Genomic DNA, 14,124 nt, shown 5'->3' on the forward strand with positions numbered 1-14,124 from the left:
CAATGACAATGCGGTGCGTCAAGCCAGCGGAGGCGTAAATGGCACTCGATTATTTTGCTCTTGGTCTGCTTTTTTTTGTGGGTTTGGTCATTTTTTATGGAGTCATCGTCATTCACGACATTCCCTATGAAATAGCCAAACATCGTCAGCACCCCCATCAGGACGCCATTCACGTGGCTGGCTGGGTCAGTCTGTTCACTCTGCACGTGCTGTGGCCCTTCCTCTGGATCTGGGCCACCCTCTATCGTCCCGAGCGGGGCTGGGGCTTCAACCAGCGGCTGCAGCAGGATGAAGATGATATCCAGCAGCTCAAACAGGAGCTGGCCGACCTCAAGGCCCGCCTCAATACCATCGAACAGACCGAGCAACAGGGATAAATCATGGACCTGCTACTGATCCTGACCTACACGGCCGTCTGCGTGGCCATCTTCAAAATCTTCCGTATCCCGCTCAACAAGTGGACCGTGCCCACCGCCGCGCTGGGCGGCGTGCTGCTCATCGGCACCCTGATCATGCTGATGAACTACAACCATCCCTATTCCGAGATGGCGCGCAACTACTATGTCTCCACCCCGATCGTGCCGCTGGTCAAGGGCCGGGTCATCGAGGTGCCGGTACAGGCCAACCAGCCGGTGAAGAAGGGCGACGTGCTGTTTCGCCTAGATGCCGCCCCCTTCCAGCTCAAAGCAGACAGTCTGACGGCGCGGGTTGAATCCAACCGCAACCACCTCAAGTCCATCGAGGCCAGGTTGCGCTCCGCCAAGCTCGACCGGGATCGCGCCAGCGATCTGATGCGTCGCGGCGTCGGCAAGCAGCGCGACCTCGACGTCACCCAGGCCAACGTGGACGACATCGTGGCCCAGCTTGAGCAGCAACAGGCAACGCTGGAAGATCTGCAGGCCCAACTTGACGAGGCCAAATATCAGGTCGCGCAGACCGTGGTCTATGCCCCGAGCAACGGTCACGTGGTGCAGCTGGCCCTGCGCCCCGGCATGATCGCCACCCCCTACATGTATCGCCCGGTGATGACCTTCATTCACGAGGATGAGAACGCTTACGTGGGCTGGTTCTGGCAGAACAGCATGCAGCGCCTGGCGGTAGGCGATGAGGCCGAGGTGGTGATCGACGGCATCCCCGGCAAGATCTTCCAGGGCAAGGTGACCGCCGTGATCCCGGCCATCGCCGCAGGCAATGTGCAGGCCAACGCCGGCCTGCTGGATCAGACCAGTGCCGTGCGGCCGGGCCGCCTGCCGGTCCTCATCTCCATCACCGACCCAGAGTGGGCCAAGTATCAGGTGATCGCCGGGGCCAGCGGCCAAGCCGCCATCTACACCAAGCACTTCCACCATGTCTCGGTGATGCGCAAGGTGCTGCTGCGCATGGCCAGCTGGATGAACTACGTCTTCCCCTTCCACTAAGCGAAGACGTCAACGCCAGCGGGCCGGCACCATGCCGGCCCGCTGTTTTTTGGCGCCAAGATCCCTATAATGGCGCCATCCTGCACCACCCCATATCGATACCCCAAGCCTGCATGTTCGTTCTCAGACCCTATCAGACCGACGCCGTCAACGCCGTGATCAGCCACTTTCGTCAGCACCCGGATCCCGCCGTGGTGGTGCTGCCCACCGGGGCTGGCAAGAGTCTGGTGATCGCCGAACTGGCCCGCAAGGCGCGCGGCCGGGTGCTGGTGCTGGCCCACGTCAAGGAGCTGGTAGAGCAGAACCACGCCAAGTACGAAGCATGGGGACTCAAGGCCGACATCTTCGCCGCCGGGCTCGCTCGCAAGGAGGCGAGCGCCCAGGTGGTGTTTGGCTCGGTGCAGTCGGTGGCGCGCAATCTGGCTGCCTTCGACGGGGCGTTTTCGCTGCTCATCATCGACGAGTGCCATCGGGTCTCGCTGGATGACGACAGCCAGTACCATCAGGTGTTAGGCCACCTCAAGGCCGCCAATCCGGCCCTCAAGATCCTCGGTCTCACCGCCACCCCCTATCGGCTCGGGCTGGGCTGGATCTATCGGCGCCACTACCACGGCATGGTCAAGAGCCACGGTGAGCGGCTGTTCGGCGACTGCGTGTTCGAGCTGCCCCTGCGCTTCATGGTCAAGAACGGCTATCTGACCCCGCCCAGGCTGGTGGATGCCCCCATCGTCCACTACGACTTCAGCAAGCTGGTGGCACGGGAGAACGGTCTGTTCAGCGAGGCGGATCTCAACGGCGAGATCAAGCGCCAACAGCGGGTCACCCCCCATATCCTGAGCCAGGTGCTGGAGTATGCGGCCGACCGGCAGGGGGGGATGATCTTCGCCGCCACCGTCGAGCATGCCCGCGAAATTCATGGCCTGCTCGGCGCCAGAGGCCAGCAGGCCGCCCTCATCACCGGCGAGACGCCGGGGCCGGAGCGCGACGCCCTCATCAACGCCTTCAAGGCGCGCGAGCTCAAGTTTCTAGTCAACGTGGCGGTGCTCACTACCGGCTTCGACGCCCCCCACGTGGATCTCATCGTGATGCTGCGCCCCACCGAGTCGGTGTCGCTCTACCAGCAGATCGTGGGTCGCGGCCTGCGCCTCTCGCCCGGCAAGACGGACTGTCTGGTGCTCGACTACGCCGGCAACAACTTCAACCTGTTCGCCCCCGAAGTGGGGGAACCCAGGCCCCACGCCGGTACCGAGCCGGTGCAGGTGCCCTGCCCTGCCTGCGGCTTTGCCAACACCTTCTGGGGCAAGACCGACGAGGATGGCAAGGTGATTGAGCACTACGGCCGCCGCTGTCAGGGGCTGTTTGAAGATGACGAGGGCCATCGCGAGGAGTGTGACTACCGCTTTCGCGCCAAGATCTGCCCCGCTTGCGGCAGCGAAAACGACATCGCCGCCCGCCGCTGCCAGAGCTGCGATCAGCTGCTGGTGGATCCGGACGACAAGCTCAAAGAGGCGCTCAATCTCAAGGATTGCATGGTGATCCGCTGCGCTGGGCTGACCCTCACTGCAGGGCGCGGCAAACAGGGGGAGCGGCTGGAGGTGATCTATCACGATGAGGATGGTCTCACCCTCAATGAGTACTTCGGATTTCACTCCGAGGGCGCACGGCGCTTGTTTCAACAGCACTTTGTGCGTCATCATTGGCCCGCCCCGGGTCTGGAGCCCGAATTTGCCACCCTGGCGAGCGTGCTGGCGGCAGAAAGCCAGTTCCGCCACCCCGATTTCGTCATCGCCCGCAAAGCGGGACGGTTCTGGCAGATAAAAGAGAAGATTTTTGATTATGAGGGTCGCTATCGCACCGCCAACTCGATGGCGTGATGGCCAGTGGCGACCGGCATAAATCGTATGAATTGCTTTGCCACGGTCGATCCCGCATCGGCGGGTGAAACCAGGTTGAATTGTCAGGGCCGGCACCACTGCCGAGCCCTTCGTCACGTTTAGAGGATGTTATGCAGCGGCTGTTGATTGGTTTTTGTGCTCTCTTTTCCCTGGCGGCCCAGGCCGCCCCGCTGACCCCGCCCCAGGGGGGCCAGTACGCCATCATAGTGCAGGGCAACAACGGGGTTGAATTTGCCCGTCATGCGGATCAGATGATCGCCCCCGCCTCCACCATGAAGGTACTCACCGCGCTGGCGGCCCGTCTCGAGCTCGGTGCCGACTTCCGCTTTGCCACCGACATTCAGGCTCAGCCCGGCGCCAAACAGGGTGATGTCATCAATGGCGACATCTGGATCAACTTCGTCGGCGACCCCACCCTCTCCCGCATGGATCTGCTGGCCCTGTTCAAGCAGCTCGGCGTGAACCGCATCAAGGGCAACGTCTACGTCAATACCGGCGCCTACAACGGCTACGAGCGTGGCAACGGCTGGTCGTGGGGGGATCAGACTCTCTGTTTCGCCGCCCCGGTCTCCTCGGTCATCATCGACAAGAACTGCGCCTACGGCACCATCACCGCCACCCAGATCGGCAAACCGGCCACCGGCAACGTGGCCACCGGCGTGCCCATCGGCATCGGTGCCGACAACGTGGAGGTGATGAGCTATGGCGACATGGCGCGCCAGTTCTGCGCACTGGAAGTGGACATGGCCAAGGGCAACTTCTACGAGCTCAAGGGCTGCATCACCCCGAACAAGGAGCCCCAAGGGCTGCGCTTCGCCATCCACGACGTGGAGGCCTGGGGCTGGGACAACATCCGCTGGGCCATGGACAGGGCCGGTATCAAGCATGAGGGCCTGCTGCGGGTGACCCACAAATCGCCGGACAATGCCGAGACGCTGGGCACCCACTACTCGGTCTCATTGCCGGTGATGCTGGCCAAGATGCTGAAAAAATCGGACAACCTCTATGCCGATACCTTCCTCAAGACCGTCGGGCGCCACTACTACAACAAGCCGGGCAGCTATCGCAGCGGCACCATGGCGGTGCGCGCCATTCTGACCAAGAACGGCATCGATCTGGGCAACGCCACCCTGGCCGACGGCTCGGGCCTCTCTGCCCACAACCTCATCAGCGCCCGCCAGATGCTGTCGGTGCTGAACTTCATCCAGAAAAATGATGCCGAGCTTGGCCTCATCAAGCTGCTGCCGAGCTCCCAGGTGGACGGCACCCTGGCATGGCGGCGCAGCGTCACCGCCCCCATGATGAAGAACAAGGTGCACGCCAAGACCGGCACCATCACCGGCACCTCCAACCTGGTGGGCTTCATCGATACCGCCGGCGGCCAGCGCAAGGCCTTCGTGATGTTCCAGCGCGGCCTGTCGCAGGATCCGGCAACCCACGAGCGCTACCGCGCCAGCAAGGCCGCCTGGCCCTGGACCCTGTTCGAGAAGGGGGTGCTGGAGAGCATCTATCAGCAGCAGCCGATCCAGATCGCCGATCAGGGTTGAGCTGCCATAAGGTGATTGACGATCACGGCCGGCGAAGCGCGCCTTATCGAAGATGGCGAACGGCCGTATCGACAATTTCCACTTTGACTAGTCACGAGGCGGGGCTATCCTGTTCCCAGCCTCATATGAATGGAGAGAGAACATGTTTGCAGTGATTTTTGGCCGTCCCGGTTGCCCCTATTGTGTCCGTGCCAAGCAGATCGCCGAGCAGCTGGTTGAACAGCGTGACGATTTCAAATTCCGCTACGTGGACATCCACGCCGAAGGCATCACCAAGGAAGATCTGGCCAAGAGCGCCGGCAAGCCGGTCAATACCGTGCCGCAAATCTTCCTGGACGAGCAGCACATCGGTGGCTGCACCGATTTCGAAGCCTATGCCAAAGAGAACCTGGGTCTCTACCAGTAAGCTCACATTGTGAAAAAGGCGCCATCAGGCGCCTTTTTCATGGTCAATGGTCAGCCTCAGCCGGCAACCGGGGTGAAACGGCTCACCACATCTCCCTGATGCTCGATCCACTCCATGAACATGGCCACCGGGCGGGCATAGACGGCGCCATCCTGCTCGCTCTGGTAGATCACCAGCTGCTCCCCGGTTTCGGTGTGCAGGGCCAGGGTCAACACCTGATAATACCCACCCTTGAAATGGCGGTAGCGACCAACTGCGGGGGCTTGCATGGGAACTCCTTCGATATCGACGCCGGGCGGCGCCAGCATGGCGCGCAGACCACATGCTCTGCTTTTGGGGCCGGCGCCGACAAAAATAATGACATTTTTCACGCAAGCCAATCGTGCCAGCGAGAGTGAATATTTCAACACAGTCGGGTAGCTTTGTTAATCAGCCCCTCATCTTTCACTGGTGAAACTCGGTTACCACAAACGATCGTGCTGAATTTAACGCTTTGGCAACCCTGTTTTAGGGCTAAAAATCAGGGAATTCTACTAAAAAGAGGATTGTTCTAGCATTCAATTCTGTGAAGAATAGGGGAAAAGAAATTTGATACTAAAAAACGCCTTTTTCGCCAACGCGCCCCCAGGGGGAAGGAATCACAGTCACCATGTTCACTATCGACAAGTCGCACAAGCTCGACGATGTCTGCTATGACATCCGCGGCCCGGTGCATAAAGAAGCTCGCCGTCTCGAAGACGAAGGCCACCGCATCATCAAGCTCAACATCGGCAACCCGGCCCCGTTCGGTTTCGATGCGCCGGAAGAGATCATCAAGGATGTGATCCTCAACATGCCGCTCAGCCAGGGCTACTGCGACTCCAAGGGGCTGTTCTCGGCCCGCAAGGCGGTGATGCAGTACTACCAGCAAAAAGGGATGCGCAAGGTCGACATCGACGACATCTACATCGGCAACGGTGCCAGCGAGCTCATCGTGATGGCGATGCAGGCGCTGCTCAACAACGGCGACGAGATGCTGGTGCCCTCCCCCGACTACCCGCTATGGACTGCGGCGGTGACCCTCTCTGGTGGCCATGCGGTGCACTATCGCTGCGACGAAGGGGCCGACTGGTATCCGGATCTCGACGACATCCGTGCCCGCATCACCCCGCGCACCCGCGGCCTGGTGCTGATCAACCCCAACAACCCGACTGGCGCCGTCTACGGCAGCGAGTTCCTGCTGGAGGTGATCGAAATCGCCCGCCAGCACAACCTCATCATCTTCGCCGACGAGATCTACGACAAGATCCTCTACGACGACATCTCCCACACCAGCGTCTGCACCCTGTGCGACGATGTCATGGTGGTGACCTTCAACGGCCTCTCCAAGGCCTACCGTGCCTGCGGCTTCCGTCAGGGCTGGATGGTCATCACCGGTCCCAAGGGCCGTGCCAAGGGCTACATCGAGGGGCTGGAGATGCTGGCCTCCATGCGGCTCTGTGCCAACGTGCCGATGCAGCACGCCATCCAGACCGCCCTTGGCGGCTACCAGAGCATCAACGAGCTGATCCTGCCGGGCGGCCGCCTGCGCCGCCAGCGCGACAAGGCGTGGGAGCTGCTCAACGACATCCCTGGGGTCTCCTGCGTCAAACCCAAAGGGGCGCTCTACATGTTCCCGCGCCTCGACCCCAAGGTGTACGACATCCGCGACGACCAGAAGATGGTGTTCGATCTGCTGCAGCAGGAAAAATTGCTGCTGGTGCAGGGCACCGGCTTCAACTGGCCGGCGCCGGATCACTTCCGGCTGGTGTTCCTGCCCCGGGAAGAGGAGCTGGAAGAGGCCATCGGCCGTCTCGCCCGCTTCCTCAAGGGCTACAAGCAGTAAGCAAGGCTCATGAAAAAGGCTCCCGCGGGAGCCTTTTTGTTGTCTGTCGTTTGCTAGCCGCGCCATCAGCCGTGCAGCAGGGCACCGGCCACCAGCACCGCCATGGTGATGAGAGCCACCCCGATGATGAAGGGCAGCACCCAGCGCACGAAGCGATCGTAGGGGATCTTGGCGAGCGCCAGCCCCGCCACCAGATGAGCGGCGGTGGGGGCGAACAGGTTGATCCAGCCAGAGGCGGACTGATAGGCGGTGATCACCAGATCCCGCGAAATGCCGGAGAAGTCTGCCAGCGGCCCCATCAGCGGCATGGAGACGGTCGCCAGCCCCGAGGTGGAGGGGATGAAGAAGCTCAGGATGATGTGCACCAGATAGGCCATCAGGATGAACACCGACGACGACAGCCCGCTCACCAGCCCCTCGGCCCAGTGCAGTATGGTGTCGATGATGACCCCATGCTCCATCACCACATAGATGCCGCGTGCCACCGCCACCACCAGCGCCACCCCGATGAGGTCCCGCGCGCCGTTGAGGAAGGTCGCCACGTAGTTGGACTCCGGCATCCGGTTGATCAGCGCGATCAGGATGGAGGCGCTGAAGAACAGGGTGGAGAGCTCGTCGAACCACCAGCCCAGGGTGGGTAGCAGGTCGATGCCCAGATCCGACCAGGGCACCACCGCATAGATCATCAGCAGGAAGGTGCCGAAGAAGACCAGCATGGTGAGCTTCTGCTTGCCGCTGAAGGCGAGGTTGCCGCTCTTCATCTGGGAGAACTCGTCGTCATAGGCGATGTCGGCCAGTACGGAGCGGGACTTGTCCTGCTGCACCTGCTTGGCATAGCGCATCACGAACCAGGAGGCGAAGATCACCAGCAGCAGCCACTGCACAACCCTAAGGCCAATCCCCTCACCGATGGGGATACCGGCAAAACCGGAGGCGATGCCGGTGGCAAACGGGTTGACGGTGGAGGCGAGCACCCCGACCCCGGAGCCAAGCAGGATGATCCCCGCCGCCACCATGCGATCGAAGCCTGCCGCCATCATCACCGGCACGATGAGTGCCCAGAAGGCCACCGTCTCCTCCGCCATGCCGAAGGTGGAGCCGCCCAGGGCAAACAGGGCGATCAGCACGGGAATAAGCAGCCGCTCGCGCCCGGCAAAGCCGCGCACGATGGCGCCTACACCGGCATCCAGTGCTCCGCTCTGCATGGTCACCGCCAGAAAACCGCCGATGATAAGCACGAACAGCGCCACGTCGGCTGCCTTGTGAAAACCCTGAATGGGCGCCTTGAGCACATCGAATACCCCCTGCGGTTGGGAGGGGAGCTCGGTGTAGCTGCCGGGCACCGGCAACAGTCGCTCGTCGCCGCTGTAGTCGGCCACGGCCGCCGCCGCAATCGGCTGCTGGGTCTTGGCCGTCACGTAGTTGTATTTGCCCGCCGGCAGCACCCAGGTCAAGGCCGCCATCAGGGCGATGATGATGAAAAGCAGGGTATAGACAGTGGGGAGTTGGCGCTTTTTGGGCGCTTCATGTGGAGTGGTCATAGCTTCCGTACCTCGGCAATGCCGTCATGTGATCCGATCACCGCCAGACTAGCGGGTTTGATATGGGAAAAAGGTGATCGCGGATAATAAAATTTCGCAACTTAGCGGGATTTTTGCCAAAAAAACAGGGCCCCGCGGGGCCCTGTTTTCACTTGGGTCAGACTCAGAGCTCGACCACATCGAATTTCACGTCCGGATTCACATCCGCATCGTAATCCACCTCGTCCAGCCCGAAACCGAACAGACGCAGGAACTCCTGCTTGTAACCGGTGTAGTCGGTCAGCTCACAGAGGTTCTCGCTGGTGATGGACGGCCACAGGTCGCGGCAGGTCTGCTGCACGTCTTCGCGCAGTTCCCAGTCATCCATACGGATGCGGGCCTGATCGTCCAGCGCCATGTCGGCAGCGTAGAGACGGGTGCGCATCATGCGATCCACCTGCTCCATGCAGCCCTCGTGAATGCCCTTCTCCTTCATGATCTTGAAGGCCATGGAGATATAGAGCGGCATCACCGGAATGGCGCTCGATGCCTGGGTCACCACGGACTTGAGCACGGCCACGTGGGCGGTGCCGCCCTTGGCGGCCAGATCGCCACGGATGGCGGCGGCGGCGCGGTCCAGATCTTCCTTGGCGCGGCCCAGAGTACCGTGCCAGTAGATTGGCCAGGTCAGGTCGGTGCCGATGTAGGAGTAAGCCACCGACTTGGCGCCGTCGGCCAGCACACCTGCATCGCGCAGGGCCGCCATCCACAGCTCCCAGTCCTGACCACCCATGACGGTGATGGTGTTCTGGATCTCTTCCTCATTCGCCGGCTCGACGGTGGCGGTGATGATCTGATCCTTGTTGGTATCGATGGCGGTGGTGGTGTAGACCTCGCCGATGGGCTTGAGGGCAGAGCGCACCACTTCGCCGGTATCCGGCAGTTTGCGCACCGGCGAGGCCAGGGAGTAGACCACCAGATCGATTTGACCCAGATCCTGCTTGATGAGCTCAATCACCTTGGCGCGGCACTCGTTGGAGAAGGCATCGCCGTTGATGCTCTTGGCGTAGAGGCCCGCCTCTTTGGCGGCCTTGTCGAAGGCAGCGGAGTTGTACCAGCCGGCGGTGGCAGTCTTGGTCTCACTGCCGGCTTTTTCGAAGAAGACACCGAGGGTGGCAGCGCCGGAGCCGAAGGCGGCGGCAATGCGGGAAGCCAGGCCATAACCGGTGGAAGCGCCGATCACCAGCACCTTCTTGGGACCATTCTCGATGGTGCCCTTGGCCTTGGTATAAGCGATCTGGCGACGAACATTGGCTTCACAACCGACCGGGTGAGTGGTGGTGCAGATAAAGCCGCGAACCTTGGGTTTGATGATCATATGGGGTCTCGGATCCGTTTAATGGATGAAATCGGGGCATAAGATACCTCATCTTGCCGCGATAAGGTGCTCTGATGTGTTGAATCGCGGGGAAAATGAGCAAAGCGTGGGACAAATGCCGCCCAAGGGGCCTGCCGTCAGCCTGCCGGAGCGGGGCTGACCTCCCCGCCCCTCTGCATGGCTTGCCGACATGACAAGATCAATAATGACAAAACAAACAATTAACCCTGATGGCTGAGGCGACAGCCAAACAACCTGTACTAGTATTCAGCCGGTCGGGTATTGTCATGAAAGGCCTCGTCAGGGTCTTAACAAGGAGCTCCGCCATGTTTTGGAATCGCACGGGTAAAAGTGAACAGAGTGAACAAGCGGCACAGATCGCAGAACTTGGCGCCTTTGAGCAGGCCATCCAGTCACGGGTTCCCTATATCGAGTTCACCCCGGAAGGGGTGGTCACCTTCGTCAACGATCGCTTTCTCGCCATCGTGGGCTACGCCCGGGAGGAGGTGATCGGCAAGCACCACAGCGCCCTCTGCTTTCCCGAGGATGTGAAAACCCGCGAATATGAGCAGCTGTGGCAGGATCTGCGCAGAGGGGAGTCGCGCAACGGCCGTTTCATCCGGCAGGCCAAATCGGGCAAGGCGGTCTGGCTCGAAGCCAGCTACTTCCCGATCCTCCTCGATGGCAAGGTGATCAAGGTGGCCAAGGTGGCCTCCAACGTCACCGAACAGCAATCCACCCTGGAGCGCACCCAGGCCCTGCTGGCGGCACTGGACAAATCCCTGGCCGTCATCGACTTCCAGCCCGATGGCACCGTCATCACCGCCAACCAGAATTTCCTGCACTGCTTCGGCTACCGGCTGGACGAGGTGGTGGGCCAGTCCCACCGCATGTTCTGTGACGAGGCCTTCTATCAGCAGAATCCCAACTTCTGGCGGGATCTGGGGACGGGTTCCATCCAGTCCGGGCTCTTCATGCGCCGTGGCCGCCACGGCGAGAAGATCTGGCTGGAGGCCACCTACAACCCCATCTTCAACCATGAGGGCAAGGTGATCAAAATCATCAAGCTGGCGAGCAACATCAGCGAGCGGGTGGAGAAATCCATCTCGGTGCGCGAAGCGGCCCAGAAAGCCTGCGCCATCGCCGGAGAGACGGTGCTGAGCGCCGCCAGGGGACGAGAGGTGATCGACAAGGTGCTGGAAACCTCGGCCCACATCAACAGCTCGGTCAGTGAAGTCAGCCGGCAGATAGAGAACCTCAACCAGCAATCCAGAAGCATAGAGTCCATCATCTCGACCATCAGCAGCATCGCGGATCAAACCAACCTGCTGGCGCTCAACGCCGCCATCGAGGCAGCCCGCGCCGGCGAGCAGGGCCGCGGGTTTGCGGTGGTGGCCGATGAAGTGCGCCAGCTGGCGGCCAGAACCTCCACCTCTACCGGCGAGATAGTCTCCGTCATCCGGCTCAACTCCGACATCACCTCCAGGATCACCCAGACCGTCTCGGTGGTATCGGATAAGGCGATGGCGGGCCAGGCCCAGGCCGACATCATCGCCGGCGTCATTCAGGAGATCATCGAGGACGCCAACTCGGTGTCGGACACCGTCAAGGGCCTCTCCATCTAAAGGCCTCGCCATCACAACACACGGGGCCAGGCCCCGTGTTTTTTATCTTCCGATCAAAGCGTCAATCCCGCCCCGACAGATAGTGCCTGGCCTCCTCGTCGGCCTGCTGCAGGGCGCACTCCCACAGCTCGGCGATGCAGAGCCCCTCCTCGCCCACCGCTTCCTCTTCCAGCGCCTCCAGTGCCCGCGCATCGGCCAGGGTGAAGGGATTGTGGCCAAGCAGCAGTCGCGCCTGCGCCAATAACCTCATGTCACTCATGATCCCGCTCCTCGCTGCTACCAGCCCTGACTGTAGTCAATTTGCGGCCGTCACGAGCCTGTGGTGGCCGCCGGCATCCGCACGCGCCTTGCCGGCAGCTGTCCCACCGCGATCCCCAGCAGCACGGCGCCACAGGCCACCCATTGCAAGGCGTTGAGGGTCTCTCCCAGCAGCAAATAGGCCAGCAGCAGGGTGAACACCGGGATGAGATTGACGTAGGCCGCCGCCAGCGTCACCTTCACCTGAGTCACCGACCAGTTGTAGAGCAGGTAGGCCCCCAGGGTCACGCAGACGCCGAGAAAGACGATGACCGCCATGTCCTGCCAGACCCAGGCCGTCGGCCAGGGTTCGCCAAAGGCAAAGGGGGCGAAGAAGAGGGTGCCGACGAAGGCCTGCAACGCAGTCAGGGTCAACACGCTGTAGCGGCTGCAGAGCTTCTTGAACACCACCGAGTAGGTAGCGGCGCAGAACATGGCCGCCATCTCCAGGCTGTTGCCAAGCAGGGCATTGGGGGAAAATTCATCCGCCCCGCTGCCAAAGCCGAGCAGCGCGATGCCGAAGATGGCGATGGCAAAGCCGAGCAACTGGCGGCTGCTCACCCGCTCGCGGATCAGCACGAAGGCCACCAGCGCCACGATGAGCGGCAACAGGGCACAGACCATGCCGGCCTGACCGGCACTGGTGTAGCGCAGGGCGTTGACCTCCAGCAGGAAATAGAGGCAGGGCTCCAGTGCCCCCATCAACACCAGCCAGCGCCAGTCCCCTTGCTGATAGCGGAAATTGCCGAGATAGCGGTAGCAGCACAGCCAGCAGAGCGCCGCCACGCTCATGCGCATGAACAGCACCTGACCGAAGCCCCAGACCCCCAACACGTGCTTGAGCGCGATGAAGGAGCTGGACCAGAGCAGCATCGCCAGGGTCAGGGTAAAAATGGGTAAAGGGCGCACGTTTCCTCCATGAAATTGGCCATTTGAATAATAACCATGCGGCCTTGCGGTTGTTAAAAGGCACCTAAAATCAGATAATACCGCCGCCTTCACACCGGATAACCAACCTGCAATGACTGAGTACCTGCTTTTATTGGTCGGCACTGTGCTGATTAACAACTTCGTGCTGGTGAAATTCCTCGGCCTGTGCCCCTTCATGGGCGTCTCCGGCAAGCTGGAAACCGCCATCGGCATGGGGCTGGCGACCACCTTCGTGATGACCCTGGCCAGCGCCTGTTCCTATCTGATGGAACACTATATCCTGATCCCGCTGAACATCGCCTACCTGCGCACGCTCGCCTTCATTCTTGTGATCGCCGTCGTGGTTCAGTTTACCGAGATGGTTATCCGCAAAAGCAGCCCCACCCTCTATCGTCTGCTGGGCATCTTCCTGCCGCTCATCACCACCAACTGCGCCGTGCTGGGGGTGGCGCTGCTGAGCATCAACGAGCACCACAATTTCATCCAGAGCATCATCTACGGCTTCGGCGCCGCCACCGGTTTCTCGCTGGTGCTGATCCTGTTTGCCGCCATGCGCGAACGTCTGGTGGCCGCCGACGTCCCGACCCCGTTTCGCGGCGTCTCCATCGCCATGATCACCGCCGGCCTGATGTCGCTGGCCTTTATGGGCTTTACCGGCCTCATCAAGATATAGCGCTATGACTCACATACTCTTTGCCGTTCTGGTGTTGGCTCTGCTGGCTCTGGCCTTCGGCATCATCCTGGGCTTTGCCGCCGTCAAATTTCATGTGGAAGCCGATCCCATCGTCGATCAGCTTGACGCCCTGCTGCCGCAAACCCAGTGCGGCCAGTGCGGCTACCCGGGCTGTAAGCCCTACGCCGAGGCGCTGGCCAATGGCGACCAGATCAACAAGTGCGTGCCAGGTGGCGATGCCACCATGCGCAAGATTGCCGACCTGATGGGGGTCGAACCCCAACCACTGGGCGGCGCCGAAGCCGCCGCTCCCATCAAGAAAGTCGCCTTCATTCATGAAGATCAATGCATCGGCTGCACCAAGTGCATCCAGGCCTGTCCGGTCGATGCCATCGTCGGCGCCACCAAGGCGATGCACACCGTCATTGCCGACGAGTGCACCGGCTGCGATCTCTGTGTCGATCCCTGCCCGACCGACTGTATCGAAATGATCCCGGTGCCGACCACGGTCGACAACTGGAAGTGGGATCTGGCCAACGTCGCCATTCCGGTCAAGATAGTGGAATAAGTA

General features: G+C 61.3%; 14 protein-coding genes and 1 pseudogene. 10 read left to right on the top strand and 5 right to left on the bottom strand.

The genetic code is table 11. The annotated features are described in order from the left end of the window. The first annotated feature begins 38 nt into the window (after positions 1 to 38). The 5 genes from R2E40_RS13435 (at position 39) to R2E40_RS13455 (ending at position 5,266) form a co-directional block, all read left to right on the top strand. Positions 39 to 377: a DUF3302 domain-containing protein gene (locus tag R2E40_RS13435; RefSeq protein ID WP_011706438.1), complete on the top strand. Its 339-nt coding sequence runs from the start codon at positions 39 to 41 to the stop codon at positions 375 to 377. Positions 378 to 380: 3 nt separating this feature from the next. Beyond that, positions 381 to 1,418: an HlyD family secretion protein gene (locus R2E40_RS13440; RefSeq protein WP_318163596.1), complete on the top strand. Its 1,038-nt coding sequence runs from the start codon at positions 381 to 383 to the stop codon at positions 1,416 to 1,418. A 113-nt stretch (positions 1,419 to 1,531) separates the two neighbouring features. Then, on the top strand, positions 1,532 to 3,292 hold the full coding sequence (locus R2E40_RS13445; RefSeq protein ID WP_318163597.1) for a DEAD/DEAH box helicase: 1,761 nt from the start codon (positions 1,532 to 1,534) through the stop codon (positions 3,290 to 3,292). A 131-nt stretch (positions 3,293 to 3,423) separates the two neighbouring features. After that, complete coding sequence (dacB, locus tag R2E40_RS13450; RefSeq protein WP_318163598.1) at positions 3,424 to 4,860, top strand: D-alanyl-D-alanine carboxypeptidase/D-alanyl-D-alanine-endopeptidase; 1,437 nt, start codon at positions 3,424 to 3,426, stop codon at positions 4,858 to 4,860. A gap of 142 nt (positions 4,861 to 5,002) precedes the next feature. Next, the gene (locus R2E40_RS13455; RefSeq protein WP_010633640.1) at positions 5,003 to 5,266 is read left to right on the top strand and encodes a GrxA family glutaredoxin; all 264 of its coding nucleotides are present in this window, start codon (positions 5,003 to 5,005) and stop codon (positions 5,264 to 5,266) included. Between the two features lie 56 nt (positions 5,267 to 5,322). On the opposite strand, the gene R2E40_RS13460 is transcribed toward R2E40_RS13455, so the two are convergent. Further along, on the bottom strand, positions 5,323 to 5,535 hold the full coding sequence (locus tag R2E40_RS13460; protein ID WP_017408079.1) for a DUF1653 domain-containing protein: 213 nt from the start codon (positions 5,533 to 5,535) through the stop codon (positions 5,323 to 5,325). 380 nt (positions 5,536 to 5,915) lie between these two features. On the opposite strand from R2E40_RS13460, the gene R2E40_RS13465 reads away from it, so the two are divergent. Next, positions 5,916 to 7,130: a pyridoxal phosphate-dependent aminotransferase gene (locus R2E40_RS13465; RefSeq protein WP_011706443.1), complete on the top strand. Its 1,215-nt coding sequence runs from the start codon at positions 5,916 to 5,918 to the stop codon at positions 7,128 to 7,130. 65 nt (positions 7,131 to 7,195) lie between these two features. Here the strand turns inward: R2E40_RS13465 and R2E40_RS13470 are convergent, their stop codons facing one another. Together R2E40_RS13470 and fabV are read right to left on the bottom strand one after the other, a co-directional pair. Then, positions 7,196 to 8,671 (bottom strand): YfcC family protein, encoded by a 1,476-nt coding sequence (locus R2E40_RS13470; protein WP_011706444.1) that lies wholly within the window; start codon positions 8,669 to 8,671, stop codon positions 7,196 to 7,198. A 163-nt stretch (positions 8,672 to 8,834) separates the two neighbouring features. Further along, on the bottom strand, positions 8,835 to 10,028 hold the full coding sequence (gene fabV / locus R2E40_RS13475) for an enoyl-ACP reductase FabV (protein ID WP_017408076.1): 1,194 nt from the start codon (positions 10,026 to 10,028) through the stop codon (positions 8,835 to 8,837). 326 nt (positions 10,029 to 10,354) lie between these two features. Between fabV and R2E40_RS22935 the strand changes: the two are divergent. Both R2E40_RS22935 and R2E40_RS22940 read left to right on the top strand, forming a co-directional pair. After that, a pseudogene (locus R2E40_RS22935) lies at positions 10,355 to 11,113 on the top strand (PAS domain-containing protein); the annotation flags it as partial. Between the two features lie 108 nt (positions 11,114 to 11,221). Next, positions 11,222 to 11,653, top strand: a complete 432-nt coding sequence (locus R2E40_RS22940; RefSeq protein ID WP_258955074.1) for a methyl-accepting chemotaxis protein — start codon at positions 11,222 to 11,224, stop codon at positions 11,651 to 11,653. A gap of 61 nt (positions 11,654 to 11,714) precedes the next feature. Here R2E40_RS22940 and R2E40_RS13485 read toward each other — a convergent pair whose 3' ends face one another. After that, a complete protein-coding gene (locus tag R2E40_RS13485) occupies positions 11,715 to 11,912 on the bottom strand; it encodes a hypothetical protein (protein ID WP_227291228.1) in 198 nt (65 codons plus the stop codon). 50 nt (positions 11,913 to 11,962) lie between these two features. Beyond that, positions 11,963 to 12,859 carry a DMT family transporter gene (locus R2E40_RS13490; protein ID WP_318163599.1) on the bottom strand — a complete coding sequence of 299 codons (897 nt, stop codon included), beginning with the start codon at positions 12,857 to 12,859 and terminating at the stop codon, positions 11,963 to 11,965. Positions 12,860 to 12,971: 112 nt separating this feature from the next. Between R2E40_RS13490 and rsxA the strand changes: the two genes are divergently transcribed. After that, complete coding sequence (gene rsxA / locus R2E40_RS13495; protein ID WP_005302262.1) at positions 12,972 to 13,553, top strand: electron transport complex subunit RsxA; 582 nt, start codon at positions 12,972 to 12,974, stop codon at positions 13,551 to 13,553. A gap of 4 nt (positions 13,554 to 13,557) precedes the next feature. Further along, on the top strand, positions 13,558 to 14,121 hold the full coding sequence (gene rsxB, locus R2E40_RS13500; protein WP_011706450.1) for an electron transport complex subunit RsxB: 564 nt from the start codon (positions 13,558 to 13,560) through the stop codon (positions 14,119 to 14,121). Positions 14,122 to 14,124 lie beyond the last annotated feature (3 nt).

Origin of the sequence: Aeromonas sp. CD (assembly GCF_033349375.1) — a bacterium.
GTDB lineage: Bacteria > Pseudomonadota > Gammaproteobacteria > Enterobacterales > Aeromonadaceae > Aeromonas > Aeromonas hydrophila.

Bases quoted from the DNA above. Each gene is read 5' to 3' on its own strand.
- R2E40_RS13435 (WP_011706438.1), top strand. From the start codon at position 39: ATGGCACTCGATTATTTTGCTCTTGGTCTGCTTTTTTTTGTGGGTTTG.
- R2E40_RS13485 (WP_227291228.1), bottom strand. From the start codon at position 11,912: ATGAGTGACATGAGGTTATTGGCGCAGGCGCGACTGCTGCTTGGCCAC.
- R2E40_RS13465 (WP_011706443.1), top strand. From the start codon at position 5,916: ATGTTCACTATCGACAAGTCGCACAAGCTCGACGATGTCTGCTATGAC.
- dacB (WP_318163598.1), top strand. From the start codon at position 3,424: ATGCAGCGGCTGTTGATTGGTTTTTGTGCTCTCTTTTCCCTGGCGGCC.
- fabV (WP_017408076.1), bottom strand. From the start codon at position 10,028: ATGATCATCAAACCCAAGGTTCGCGGCTTTATCTGCACCACCACTCAC.
- R2E40_RS13455 (WP_010633640.1), top strand. From the start codon at position 5,003: ATGTTTGCAGTGATTTTTGGCCGTCCCGGTTGCCCCTATTGTGTCCGT.
- R2E40_RS13445 (WP_318163597.1), top strand. From the start codon at position 1,532: ATGTTCGTTCTCAGACCCTATCAGACCGACGCCGTCAACGCCGTGATC.
- R2E40_RS13460 (WP_017408079.1), bottom strand. From the start codon at position 5,535: ATGCAAGCCCCCGCAGTTGGTCGCTACCGCCATTTCAAGGGTGGGTAT.
- R2E40_RS13470 (WP_011706444.1), bottom strand. From the start codon at position 8,671: ATGACCACTCCACATGAAGCGCCCAAAAAGCGCCAACTCCCCACTGTC.
- R2E40_RS13440 (WP_318163596.1), top strand. From the start codon at position 381: ATGGACCTGCTACTGATCCTGACCTACACGGCCGTCTGCGTGGCCATC.
- rsxB (WP_011706450.1), top strand. From the start codon at position 13,558: ATGACTCACATACTCTTTGCCGTTCTGGTGTTGGCTCTGCTGGCTCTG.
- rsxA (WP_005302262.1), top strand. From the start codon at position 12,972: ATGACTGAGTACCTGCTTTTATTGGTCGGCACTGTGCTGATTAACAAC.